Below are 12,500 nucleotides of genomic sequence, written 5' to 3' on the forward strand. Positions count from 1 at the left end.
GCCGGAATGGACTGGCAATTTGCCAAGTCTATCGATAAATCTGCCACTTTTGCCGTCTTTTTGTTGGCCCGACTCGCGGAAATAATGACTCCATCGACCGGCCGACCCGCCGCGCCACTGCCTTTCCAGGAAGCCCGGATTCGCGCCGAAGCCCCGCCCGGTCGACCAGAACGCCGGACACCCGTACCGGCACCGAATATGGAGACAGACCGATGACTCGCTTCCTCGACGTTCCCGCCACCGCCCGCCTGGTCGCCCAAACCGGCGTCACGACGTTCCTGCGCGAACTCGTCGACACGCTGCGCGCCGACTACCTGCAGTGGGCCGATTTCGACAAGTCGCCGCGCGTCGCATGCCACTCGCGCGACGGCGTGATCGAGCTGATGCCCGTCGCCAACGCGTCGTTGTTCGCGTTCAAGTACGTGAACGGCCACCCCGTCAATGCGGCGCGCGGGATGCACACGGTGATGGCGTTCGGCGCGCTCGCCGAAGTCGATACCGGCTATCCGCTGCTGCTCGCCGAACTCACGCTCACCACCGCACTGCGCACGGCCGCAACGTCGGTGCTCGCCGCGCAGGCGCTCGCACGACCCGATTCGCGCACGATGGCGTTGATCGGCAACGGCGCGCAAAGCGAATTCCAGGCGATCGCGTTCCACACGCTGCTCGGCATCGACGAAATCCGCGTGTTCGACGTCGATCCGCTCGCGACCGACAAGCTCGTGCGGAACCTCGCCGCGTACCGCGGCTTGCGCATCGTGCGCGCCGCCTCGACCGCCGACGCGGTGCGCGGCGCCGACATCGTGACGACCGTCACCGCCGACAAGGCATACGCGACGATCGTCGCGGCCGACATGATCGAGCCCGGCATGCACCTGAACGCGGTCGGCGGCGATTGCCCGGGCAAGACCGAACTCGAAGCGGGCGTGCTGCACGCGGGCCGCGTGTTCGTCGAATTCGAGCCGCAGTCGCGCATCGAGGGCGAGATCCAGCAGATGCCGGCCGACTTCCCGGTGACCGAACTGTGGCGCGTGCTGCAGGGTGAGACGACCGGCCGCGAACGCGCGGACGAAGTCACGGTGTTCGATTCGGTCGGCTTCGCGCTCGAGGATTACTCGGCGCTGCGCTACCTGTATGCGCTCGCGCAGCAGCACAACGCGGGCGTCGAGATCGCGCTGATCCCGCCGGCCGTCGATCCGAAGAACCTGTTCGCGCTGATCGACGACCCGGCCGCGATCGCGCACGGTCACGCGGCGTTCGTGACCGAAGCCGTCGCCGCGTTCGCGCGCTGACCGTCATGCGCGGGTGGCGTGCGCGCCACCCGGTTTTCCGCCTCTCGCCCTTACCGCTCATGAATCTCGTATCGATCCAGGCGCCGTCCGCCGTCGTGATGATCCGGCCGCACCGCTTCGTGCCGAACCCGCAGACCGCGACCGACAACGCGTTCCAGCGCACGACCGCTGACGATGCGCACGACACGCCGGCGGTGTCAGCCGCCGCGCGCGACGAAGTCACGGCCGCCGCGCAGACGCTCGCCGATGCGGGCGTGCGCGTGCACGTGTTCGACGACCACGGCGAGCGCGACACGCCCGACTCGGTGTTTCCGAACAACTGGTTCTCGACGCATCCCGGTGGGCATATCGCGCTGTATCCGATGCACAGCCCGAACCGCCGCCGCGAGCGGCGCGCGGACGTGATCGAGATGCTGAAGACCGAGTACCGCGTGCAGGACGTGATCGACTACTCGGGCCTCGAATACGACGACGTGTTCCTGGAAGGCACCGGCGCGATGGTGCTCGACCACGTCGCGCGAATCGCGTACACCGCGCGTTCGCGCCGCGCCGATCCGGTCGCGCTCGAACGGTTCTGCACGCACTTCAACTTCGAGCCGATCTGCTTCGACACGGCCGATGCGAACGGGAAACCGATCTATCACACGAACGTGATGATGAGCGTCGCGACCGAGTTCGCGATGGTCGGCCTCGACCTGATCGCCGATAGCCGCCGCCGTGGCGAGATCGCGCAACGCCTGACCGAAACGGGGCGCGCGGTGATCGCGCTCGATCCGTCGCAAATCGCGAATTTCGCGGGCAATACGTTGGAATTGTCGGGGAAGGATGGCCGCGTGCTCGCGTTGTCGCGACGCGCGTTCGATTGCCTCACGCGCGATCAGCGCACCGTGATCGAACGCTCCGCACGGCTGCTGCCGCTCGACGTGCCGACGATCGAACTGGCCGGCGGGTCGGTGCGCTGCATGCTCGCGGGGATTCATCTCGCGCGGCGTTCGGCGGCGGCGCATGACGGCGTGAAATTCGAATCAATGGAAAAGCGGCGCGAAGCGGTGTCGGTATCGCAAGCCTGAATGAAAGGACTTCGACGTCGAGCTATGGTTGTCGTGAGCCGGATGCTTCGATCCGCGAACGAGATCGAAGCATCCGGCCCTGCTCTCAATCGCCCAACAGCTTCAACCCGGCCGGCAGCGTTTCGCCGAATACCCGAACCGTATCGGCTTCATCGAACGCGATCGCTTCACGGACCATGTCGATCCACGCCGCCGATGCGTTCGCGGCCGACAGGCGCTTGATGACGGCCTCGCGCGTGTCGTCCGGCAGATCGCGCGAACGGTCGCCCGTCATCCGCGCAATCTGCGCAGCCGCGAACGCAACTGGCTCGACCTGCTTCCAGTCGAGCGCGAACAGCGCATCGAGCCAGCCGATGACGATTTCCGCCGGCACGACGCTGTGCGCGCTGCCATAGAACGGCCGCCTTGCACCGATCCGCCCGAGCGCCCACGCACACAACGCGCGCTCGGCCGGCTTCTGCAATTGCGCGATCAGGCGCTCGGCCAGTTCGACCTTGCGCTCGACAGGCAGCCGTTCGAGCGACGCGGACAGCCGCGTCATGTCGGCCGGCCCGACCTTGGCCGGATCGAACGGCAGCTTGCGCCGCTTGTCGTCGGATGGTTCCAGGAACGCGATCGCGTCGCGCACCTGCGTCTGCGCGTCGTCGTCGAGGCCGCCGGCCACGCGCCGCCACAGCGTCCACCACTCGGACCACACCTGCGCGTCGGTCACGTATTGAATCCCGTCGTCGAACAGCGGCCACAGCTGCTCGATCCGCCATGCGTCGAGCGGATGGCCGAAACCCGGACGCAGGCAATACCCGGCGAGATTCAGCCACGCGCGCTCGTGATCGGCCGAGCGGCGCCGCCGCCGCGCCCGCGCGAGCAATGCGTCGAACAGTTCGCGTGCGAGCGCGACGTCCCAGTCTTCGCGCGCGCCGAGCACCTGTTCAAGTTGCGCGCGCAACCGACGCGTATCTTTCGGCGTGACGCCCGCGGCCTTGCTGCCGAACGAGCGCTCGATCAGCTCGATCGCCTGGTCGAGCCTCGGATGCCGCGTGAGCGCGGCATCGTCGCCGTGAACCGGCGCATCGCCGCGCAACTGGAATTCGAGCCGCCAGCGGCGTGACGGATCGTCGGTTGCGATGCAATGCATTTCGAGCGTGCCGACCTCGGTCAGCGACGCGGTGAGTTTCACCGGCGTTTCGCGCGCGTCGCCGCCCGCCTTCGCATCGACGACCGTCGCGATCGGCGGCAGCCGCACGAAATCGCCGCCGTCCAGAGCGACGAGATCGCCCGGCTGGTACTTCGTGTCGGCCACCGTCGACACGAGGTGGAAACGCACCGGCTGCCCGAGCTGCAGCGCGAACGTGCGATCGTCGAGGCGGATCTCGCGGCCCTCTTCCGCGCCGCGCGGCAGCAGGCAGACGCCGCGGGTGGCTGCGTCGCCTTCGCCATCGTCGAGCACGAGGAAATAGCTGCGCGCGGAGCCGCCGCCGATGCGCGGCGCATGGCCCGCACGCGCAAGCCCGTAAGCCACCGCGCCGCGCGCGACGGCCACGTCCGGATGCGCGTTGTGCAGCACGTCGAGCGGCGCGCCGCGCCACGCGCCGAGCGTCTGCGCGAGACGGCCGGCGAGCGCGCCCGCGCGGAACACGCCGCCGTTGAGCAGCAGCGTGTCGGGCAGCGGGCCTTCCGCATGACGGTTCAGGAACGCGGCGACGTGCCGCGTGACGGCCGCGTCGCTCGCATACGGCAAGCCGAATTCGACGATCGCCGCGCGCGCACGGCGCGGCAATTCGCCGGCCTCGACCTGCGGAAAGAACCCGTCGACGACGATCTGCTCGACTTCCTGCCGCGTGAGCTCCGCCGAACGCGCGCCGCCGACGAGCTTGCTGCCCGCACCGAGCAGCGTGACGGTGACGGACGCCGGCGCGTCGTCGCCGAGCAGCCGTTCCTTCGCCGCGCGGCAGCGTTCGACGAGTTGCGACAGGCTCGCGGCCGACAGCCGCGTACCGGGCTCGGTCAGCCGCGACTCGACGAGGCGCGCGAGCGCGAGATCCATGTTGTCGCCGCCGAGCATCAGATGATTACCGACGCCGACGCGCGTGAAGGTCGGCTCGCCGTCGTCGCCGGGCGCGACGTCGACGAGCGTGAGATCGGTCGTGCCGCCGCCGACGTCGCAGATCAGCACGCGCCGCGGCGCGGCGAACGTGTCGCGCAACGTCGCGTGTTGGCCATACAACCAGTCGTAGAACGCGGCCTGCGGTTCTTCGAGCAGGCGCAGCGCCGGCAGCTTCGCGCGTTTGGCAGCTTCGACTGTCAACGCGCGTGCGCCGTCGTCGAACGACGCGGGCACCGTCAGGATCACGTGCTGCTTCGCAAGCGGCGCATCGGGAAAATGCGCGTCCCATGCGTCGCGCACATGCGCGAGGTAGCTCGCGCTCGCATCGACCGGCGACACCTTGTCGACGCCGTCGGCCGCGCCCCACGGCAGGATCGCCGCGAGCCGGTCGACTGAAGCATGCGACAGCCAGCTCTTCGCGCTGGTCACGAGCCGGCCCGGCACCTGCGCGCCGAGCGTGCGCGCGTAGCGGCCGATCACGGCCGGCGGCGCATCGGTCTTGCCCGATTGCGCGCTCGCCTTCGTGTTTACCTTCGGATCGGCCGCCCACGGCAGCCGCAGCGCGTCCGGCGGCAGCTCGCCCGCCGCCGGGTGATAGCGCACCGACGGCAGCAGCGGCTGCGCGGCCACCGCGCCGGGGCCGACCAGTTGCTCGACGTCGAACACGCGGATCGCGTCGGAACCGGCCTCGACGTACGCGACGACCGTATTGCTCGTGCCGAGGTCGATGCCGACCGTATAACGCTTCATCGCGCTCAGACGGCGCCGCGCACGTCGAACTCGACCTTCCAGCGCTCGTCCGTGCCGCTCGGGATCGCCTCGAGTTCGAGCGTGCCGGCCTCCGTCACGCGCGCATGCAGCTTCACCGGCACGACTTCGCCGACGGTACGCCCTTCGGCGGGCAGCGTCGCCTGGATTTCCTCCAGCTCCTGCAGCTCTTCCGCCGACCAGTAGTCGAGCAGCGTGCCGACCTGGTCCTGACGGCGCACCGACGATCCGAAGAAGCGGAACTGCACCGGTTCGCCGACGACGAGGCCGAACTCCTGCGGCGGCAGCGCCGCATCCGAGCCTTCCTCCATCCCGAACGGCGCGACGCACAGCGCCTGCACCGGCGGCTCCAGCCCCGGCACCGCGGGCATCGCCGATTCGATCGCGACGTAGTACGCACGCGCCGTGCCGCCGCGAATGCGCACGCCGCGGCCGCGCTTCACGTAGCCGTAGTAGGCCGCGCCGCGCGCGACCGCGAGATCGAGATCCGCGCCTTCGAGCAGGCGCGCGGGCGGCGCGCCTTCGGCGGCGAGCCAGCTATTGAGCGTATCGAGCACGCGCTGCGTGAGCAGCGTCGACTTGAACACGCCGCCGTTGAACAGCACGGCGGTCGGATGCAGGAACGTCGCGCCCTGCGGCAGCGTGCGCTGCACGCCTTCGAGCGTGTCGAGCGCCGCGACCTGGCGGCCGAGGAACGCCGCGAGATGGCGCGTGATGCCGGCGTCCTGCGCATACGGCAGGCCGAGCTGCGTCAGGCCGACGCGCGCACGGCTCACCGGGCGCGCGGCCGCATCGACTTGCGGGAAGAAGCCTTCGAGGATCGTCTGCGTGAGTTCCGCGCGCGTCAATTCCGTGCGGATCGAGCCGCCGATCAGCTTCGAGCCGCGGCTCGGCACGACGAGCGGCACCGCGTCGGTCGTCGGGTCGGACAGCAGCGTTTCCTTCGCCGAGCGGCACGCGTAGGTCAGCGCGCGCAGTTGCCACGGATCGGGCTGCGTGCCCTGCTGCGCGAGCTTGCGCGCGACCACGTGCGCGAGCGCGAGATCCATGTTGTCGCCGCCGAGCAGGATGTGCTCGCCGACGGCCACGCGATGCAGTTCGAGATTGCCGTCGCGCTCGACCACCGCGATCAGCGACAGGTCGGTCGTGCCGCCGCCGACGTCGACGCACAGGATCAGGTCGCCGACCTGCACCTGCTTGCGCCAGCCGCCCTGGCTCTTCTGGATCCAGCTGTAGAGCGCCGCTTGCGGCTCCTCGAGCAGCGTCATCCGCGAGTAGCCCGCGGCGCGCGCGGCTTCCGCCGTCAGTTCGCGCGCGGCCGGATCGAACGACGCGGGGATCGTGACCGTCACGTCCTGGTCGGCGAACGGCGCGTCGGGATGCGCGTGGTCCCACGCTTCGCGCAGGTGCGTCAGGTAGCGGATCGAGCTTTCCAGCGGCGACACGCGCGCCACTTCCGGCGGCGCATCGCTCGGCAGGATCGCCGCGCGGCGGTCGACGCCCGGGTGACACAGCCAGCTCTTCGCGCTCGACACGAGGCGGATCGGCGTGCCGGCGCCGCGCGTGCGCGCCATCTCGCCGACCGCGAAGCCGCGCGAATCCGTCCACGGCAGCGTCAGGTCGCCCTGCGTCAGTTCGCTTTCATGCGGCAGGTAGAGGAACGACGGCAGCAGGTCGCGCGATTCCAGCGCGCCGGGTGCGGTCAGTTGCGCGATCGGCAGCACCTGCTGCGTGATCGTTTCGCCGTCGCTCGTGCTGCTGTCGACGTACGACAGCGCGCAGTGGGTCGTCCCGAGGTCGATACCGATCGAATAGCGCGGATCGCTCACAGTTCCACCTCCGCCGGTGCGACGACCGATGCGTCGTGGCTGCCCGTCAGCTTCGGCAGGCGCACGTCGGATACGCGCCAGCCGCGATGGCTGACGGTGCCGGTGAACGGCGCGGAGCCGACCACGTTGCCGGTCACGCGCACGGCCGTCGCGTCGAAGCCGGCCGGCAGCGTCACGCGGCTGCCTTCGGCTTCGTCGCGCACCGGCACGATCGTGAAGTGTTCGCGCAGCGCGGCGCGGCAGCCGTCGTGCACGAGGCGCGCGGCCGCGCCGATGTCGGCGTCCGCGTAGCCGGCGATGTCTTCCTCGACGAAATCGATGAAGCGTGCGTCGCGTTGCAGCAGGCCGAGCAGTTGCAGCGCGGCCTGCGGGCTCGCTTCGCGCAGCTCGGGGGCCGGTGCCTTCACCGGCGCGGGTGCGACGGGCGCGGCAGCGGGCGCCGGGGCGGGCGCCGGGGCGGGCGCGACCGGGGCCGGCGCGCCATCGCGCACGCGCAGCACGCCGGCGGCGAACTCGCGATTGCCGAGCACGGAGAAGAACGTGCCGACGGCCAGCGACAGCCGGCCGAAAAAGGACAGGTTGGATTCGGGCATGGGGTCTGGACTCCTGTGGGCTCGCAGCACGGCGAGCGTTTCTTGCCTGGGCGCCGGGCGGCGGCGTGCGGCATGCGCACTGCCGCCGCCCGGCGCGTGATTCGAACGCGCCCTCGCGGGTGCGGAAAACCCGTATTTTGCCCTGTGGCGGGCGAACCGGGCAGAAGTTGGGGGACAGAACATGGCGGCGCGACGGTTTCGACCGCGCCGGCGCGCGTCGCGCGTGGGTTCGCGCCGTGTTGCGCTGCGTCAGCGCGGTTTGCGCAGCCGGGCCGCCTTCGCTTCGAAATCGCGCGACAGCATGCCGAGCGTGACTTCGCCGAAGCGCGCGAGCAACGACGCTTCGGCTTCCTTCAGCGTCGCCGACAGATGCGCGTTGACCGCCTGTTCGACCAGGCATTCGGGCGCATCCTCGGGCACCAGGTCGGAAAACAGCGGCGGCTCGCCCACCGCGCGATAGACGTCGAGCAGCGTGATGTCGTCGAGCGCGACGCTCAGCGCCCAGCCGCCGCCGTGCCCCTTCTCCGACTGCACGTAGCCGCCATCGCGCAACCCGCCGAGCAGGCGCCGCACGACGACCGGGTTCGTGCACAGCATCGTCGCGATCGTCTCCGACGTCAGCGGGCCGTCGGCCTGGTCCATGTGGAGATTATCGCCTTCTGATAAAGAGCATGGGATTGCAAGCTGTCAAGGAGTTGTCCGTTTGATAGGGCTTATCATATTCCACAGCGAAGATCTCCAGCCCAACCTCGCCAAATATCGCGCCCAATTCCTCGAGTGTATACAGCCAAACAATGGAATAAAACACTTTCGATCCGTGTGCCCACGTCACAACGAATTCATCTACATAGGTTCGCGCTGTTTCGTTATAGCCTGATGTGACGCGAAGATAGTGAGGCAGGGAAGAGAAGATCGAACGATCAAGCATTTGGACGGAGAACTGATGTCCGGTCTGCTGAGTCAGCTCGACATTCCTGATTTCCACCACTGCAACGCCTGTCGCACTCAACGCGCTGCAAATATTGGCAGCGACGCACCGGGCGCCTGCCTCATTGAACTGATTTAGCACTTCGTAGGGTAGGAGAACCAAGGTGCAAGAGCCGTCAATCCCAAGATCGTGGCGAATGTCAGCCATTCGAAACCTGTACCGTCTGTCACGCGAATATTCTTCGCAAGCGTGACGTATTGCGGCCGGACTGATGTCGAAACCCATATACTCCTGCATCTCCATCGGCACGCACCCCGCAACCACACCCGGCCCACAACCGAGGTGTGCAACTTTTTGGAAGATGTCTGCGCCCAGCCGACGCACTATCCGATCGATCTGCCCACGCACGAGATGTACCCTTCTGGCCCCCTGATCGGTATGCGGATCAAGCTGCAACGCGACGACACGTGCGCTAAAGTCGGGAGTCCCATATGGAAGCCCCTCCAGCACTCCAAGCTCTGAGCGGTTTGCTGTCCAGACGTTAAGCGTCACGGGCGAGAGTTCCCTGTCGATTGAGCGCGATTATGAAATCAAGAATAGAACTCCTGACCCGCTCCTCAACATCATGATGTTCATTTAGAAAGATCAGACTCTCAATACCCAGATCCGATTTGCAGTACGGAATAATTCTCTCGTATATCGCCTGAATAACGGCGAGCTCAACGGGTCGCTCGTAATGCCGCGTATGCTTGCTTCTGCGAAGTATGCGCTCATATGCAGTGGGAACGGCCGCATCCACATAGAGAATCGCATCGGGTAGCAAGGTATTCTCCCTCTTATGTTTCAAGAGCGTCTCTTCCGCTGATATGCCGTAGAGAGCCTCCTGATAGACAGCATCGCTGATAATATACCGATCCGAAATCACGGGACCCAAGTAAAGCGCTGGTTCGATCGTGGCCGACGCATGCAACCGCTTGTCGATGAAATAGGCTTCCGAAATCTCCGCGGGCTCCCGCTCACGCAGTCGCTCCCTGACGTCTACGATCACGCGCGACGCGCCAAGATCAAGCCAGGAATGCTGCCCCACCATCGAGCAATGCAGACCATGCTCCCAAAGCATCTTGTGTAGAAGATTCCGAATGGTCGACTTGCCGACGCCATCACATCCTTCAATTGCTATGAACGCGGCTTTAGTCATTGCATTCTTTCCTGAGCATGCCAAATGATAGATCACCAATACCGCACAGTGCGGAGAACCTGACGCCCGCTTTACGTTCGAATTCGTCGCATGCCACCTTGACGCCAGGCAATCCATTCCAGCTGCGAGGCGCTCGCTTGAGGTCGCAGTAGTCGTCAACAATTACGATGGCACCGTTCGCAAGGCGCGGATAGATCGTTTCAAGACTAATCTTGATGGATTCGTAGAAGTCGCCATCCAAATATGCGAAGGCAATCTGATCGGGAAGCTGTTCCGGCAGGGTCTTATCGAACCAACCCTTGTGAATTTCCGGCAGCGTACGGTCCCATTTTTTGAACGTCTCCTTCAGATCTGAAGCGGTGCAACGACAGTCACCCGCTCGCAAGTAGGCATCACGCTCTCCTGGAGCGGGCAAACCTTCGAAGCTGTCGTAGACATGAATCGTCTTGCCGACCTTGTAATAATCCAGAATCATCCGAAAGAAAACCGTAGTCTTTCCGGCGTTGCAGCCAAGCTCCACAACGTCTCCGGGTACCCTGGAAAACAGAACGGATGAAAACGCCCAGTACAGGTTGACCAACCGATCCAGATCGGACATGTTTGCGTTGTCGTCCGCCAATTGATAAATAATCTTGTTATCCATTTGCCGTCAAGAAGTTGATCAGTCTGCGCGCCTTGCCCTTTACTACGGGGCGCGTGCTGTGAATCGTCTGCGAACCATATAGCAACACGTCCCCGGCAGCTGGTTTTGCTGTCCAGGTAGTAGTACACAACGCTCGAAACCACGGAACGCTATTGTCGACGCCATAAGCAACAAATTCGTTTCTGTTCTCGCCGAAGAGATTTTCGTCTATGACTGTGCTTACCGCGAATTCCCCCCCTTCAAAATCATCATTCAACCACACCCCAATACCAGCAATCTGTTTCCGACTGTCCGTTGGTGAACTCACTCCGTCGATATGCGGGGTGATGTACTGGCCGACACCATATTCAACATAAATCCAGTCGCCGATTCCCGTCACCGACGGCAGGAGCCGCTGCACCAGCGGAAGCTGGCGCTGCACCGCGTTCGTGACAGCATCCGTAATGGACGCCGGAAGTGAGACCAGTTCGAGCCTGCCATTAGGCTCGTATATTGCCTTCAGTTCATCGACGCTGAAACCATCGGCGCTGTGCACACTGGCTTTGCGTCTCTGGTAGTCGGTTATAGATGGATCCAGCGTGTCGACATGCCGGTCGATCTCCATCAAGATCGTATTGACCTCCGCCATCGACAACAGTGGAAAACCGGAGACAAAGAGCGTTTCAAGGAGTGTATTCATCTGTCGTCTCGAAAGAGCACTGCATAAGATTTGTCATGGGATCGAATGGCGAATCGTAAATGAACAAGACCCTGTTCCAGCCCGGATACCAGCACGAGACAAGCTCCTGCGTATGAGGCAGATGGGGAAAGGATTGCAGAAACTGCAACAACTCTTCCGGTCCGACAGACACGGAGGTCGACCTGTGGTGGCCAGATCGGCGCCGAGCCTCACTCACGACGCTGTCGGCAAAGAGCTCGATCAGTGTCCGGAAGTCGCCAACACGGCGCCGCACATAGATGTCTGGTACGCCGTTCACAATATGCTCGGCAGAAATCCATTTGCAAATGAAACGGCATGCCGCGTTCCACAGCCCAGTTGCCGCCCCTTGCTCCGCGGTGATCTCCTCGAAGAATTCCAAGGTACTGTGTGAATCGCCCCCTGACGCGCGCGCTCCGTCTGCCCAACGTGCAGCGATATTCATCAAACCAGCTTCGCCTAGCATGCACTCTATCTGTCTTGCCCGCGCCTTCGATGCTTCCAGCACCGGTTCGATAAACATCAAGTAGTGGTGGATCGCACGACCGTCCACCAGCCTTGCCGATGCGAGGTGGATGGCCGTGGGCTCGTCAAACAGTGCGCTTTTGTCGACGTGATCGGCAACACATCTCATTCAAATCTCCGAATGCTCGCGCACGAAATGTTTCAACATGGGCAGGAAGAAATCGTGTCCACCGATCAGCGCGAATTCTTTTTCAAAAAGGGGAAGCCATTGAAGGCTGAGTTCAATTGGTTCGCCACCGGAACTTGGATGAGTCTCGAAATACGTCCAGCATTCCTTCATAGCAATGGAGTCACTCGCCATGATGTGCACAACATGCCGGTGCTGGATCTCGCTTCTTCCGAATTTCCTCATCGAATAGAAGTAGTCACCGAGGATGCGAACAACTTCTGCATCTTCGATGCCGCTTTCCTCGCGTAGCTCACGTAGCGCAGCGGCTTCAGGTGTTTCGTCCTGCTCCATCGTGCCGGCAACCACCTGCCGCCCGGCTTCCGGGAACATAGGCTGCGTGAAAGTGAGCAATTTATCTCGCCATGTAAGATAGACAAGTACTTTGTTCTTGATTTGCACGATAATTCTTCCAGTCGAAGTCACCCCCAATCCCGATGGGACAGGGGCTCCTCGCATTGATCAGTTATCCAAGTCGCTGCGCTGCGCTTCCGCAGAGACGCCCTGGCCAGTCACCGAATCAAGGATCGGTGCCCAACTCAGCGTCACCGCCGAAGTGTGCGCTGTCGTCTTGCCGCTCGATTCACCCAAGTCCAGCGCCTCAACACGCCGGACGAAGTCGGCGAAATTGTCTACGTTCATCAGTTAACTCCTTTAGGTTTAAGCGCGGACAAGTCCGCGCGGGTT

At 64.4% G+C, this 12,500-nt stretch carries 13 protein-coding genes; 2 read left to right on the forward strand and 11 right to left on the reverse strand.

All coding sequences use genetic code 11. The annotated features are described in order from the left end of the window. The first annotated feature begins 212 nt into the window (after window positions 1-212). Together HWX14_RS18385 and HWX14_RS18390 are read left to right on the forward strand one after the other, a co-directional pair. Window positions 213-1,292: an ornithine cyclodeaminase gene (locus HWX14_RS18385; protein ID WP_175883857.1), complete on the forward strand. Its 1,080-nt coding sequence runs from the start codon at window positions 213-215 to the stop codon at window positions 1,290-1,292. A gap of 59 nt (window positions 1,293-1,351) precedes the next feature. Further along, window positions 1,352-2,362 carry an arginine deiminase-related protein gene (locus HWX14_RS18390; protein ID WP_175883858.1) on the forward strand — a complete coding sequence of 337 codons (1,011 nt, stop codon included), beginning with the start codon at window positions 1,352-1,354 and terminating at the stop codon, window positions 2,360-2,362. An 85-nt stretch (window positions 2,363-2,447) separates the two neighbouring features. Here the strand turns inward: HWX14_RS18390 and HWX14_RS18395 are convergent, their stop codons facing one another. From HWX14_RS18395 to HWX14_RS18445, 11 genes are all read right to left on the reverse strand, one after another. Further along, the gene (locus HWX14_RS18395) at window positions 2,448-5,216 is read right to left on the reverse strand and encodes an Hsp70 family protein (protein ID WP_175883859.1); all 2,769 of its coding nucleotides are present in this window, start codon (window positions 5,214-5,216) and stop codon (window positions 2,448-2,450) included. 5 nt (window positions 5,217-5,221) lie between these two features. Then, window positions 5,222-7,063, reverse strand: a complete 1,842-nt coding sequence (locus HWX14_RS18400; RefSeq protein ID WP_175883860.1) for an Hsp70 family protein — start codon at window positions 7,061-7,063, stop codon at window positions 5,222-5,224. Next, window positions 7,060-7,656 carry a DUF2760 domain-containing protein gene (locus HWX14_RS18405; protein WP_175883861.1) on the reverse strand — a complete coding sequence of 199 codons (597 nt, stop codon included), beginning with the start codon at window positions 7,654-7,656 and terminating at the stop codon, window positions 7,060-7,062. The genes HWX14_RS18400 and HWX14_RS18405 overlap by 4 nt, the downstream gene beginning before the upstream one ends. A 249-nt stretch (window positions 7,657-7,905) precedes the next feature. Further along, on the reverse strand, window positions 7,906-8,298 hold the full coding sequence (locus HWX14_RS18410) for an Rrf2 family transcriptional regulator (protein WP_175883862.1): 393 nt from the start codon (window positions 8,296-8,298) through the stop codon (window positions 7,906-7,908). Between the two features lie 7 nt (window positions 8,299-8,305). Beyond that, window positions 8,306-9,136 (reverse strand): class I SAM-dependent methyltransferase, encoded by an 831-nt coding sequence (locus HWX14_RS18415; protein ID WP_175883863.1) that lies wholly within the window; start codon window positions 9,134-9,136, stop codon window positions 8,306-8,308. Then, the gene (locus HWX14_RS18420; RefSeq protein ID WP_175883864.1) at window positions 9,126-9,782 is read right to left on the reverse strand and encodes a hypothetical protein; all 657 of its coding nucleotides are present in this window, start codon (window positions 9,780-9,782) and stop codon (window positions 9,126-9,128) included. Before HWX14_RS18420 ends, HWX14_RS18415 begins: the two co-directional genes overlap by 11 nt. Beyond that, window positions 9,775-10,425, reverse strand: coding sequence for a TylF/MycF/NovP-related O-methyltransferase (locus tag HWX14_RS18425; protein WP_175883865.1), 651 nt, complete (start codon window positions 10,423-10,425; stop codon window positions 9,775-9,777). The genes HWX14_RS18420 and HWX14_RS18425 overlap by 8 nt, the downstream gene beginning before the upstream one ends. Next, window positions 10,418-11,104 carry a 2OG-Fe(II) oxygenase gene (locus HWX14_RS18430; protein ID WP_175883866.1) on the reverse strand — a complete coding sequence of 229 codons (687 nt, stop codon included), beginning with the start codon at window positions 11,102-11,104 and terminating at the stop codon, window positions 10,418-10,420. Before HWX14_RS18430 ends, HWX14_RS18425 begins: the two co-directional genes overlap by 8 nt. Further along, a complete protein-coding gene (locus HWX14_RS18435) occupies window positions 11,088-11,756 on the reverse strand; it encodes a hypothetical protein (protein WP_175883867.1) in 669 nt (222 codons plus the stop codon). The genes HWX14_RS18430 and HWX14_RS18435 overlap by 17 nt, the downstream gene beginning before the upstream one ends. After that, window positions 11,757-12,215 carry an NUDIX domain-containing protein gene (locus tag HWX14_RS18440; RefSeq protein ID WP_175883868.1) on the reverse strand — a complete coding sequence of 153 codons (459 nt, stop codon included), beginning with the start codon at window positions 12,213-12,215 and terminating at the stop codon, window positions 11,757-11,759. It abuts the gene before it with no gap. Between the two features lie 60 nt (window positions 12,216-12,275). Then, window positions 12,276-12,455 carry a hypothetical protein gene (locus HWX14_RS18445; protein WP_175883869.1) on the reverse strand — a complete coding sequence of 60 codons (180 nt, stop codon included), beginning with the start codon at window positions 12,453-12,455 and terminating at the stop codon, window positions 12,276-12,278. Between the last annotated feature and the right edge of the window lie 45 nt (window positions 12,456-12,500).

The organism is Burkholderia sp. BCC0044, assembly GCF_902832955.1.
Lineage (GTDB): Bacteria > Pseudomonadota > Gammaproteobacteria > Burkholderiales > Burkholderiaceae > Burkholderia.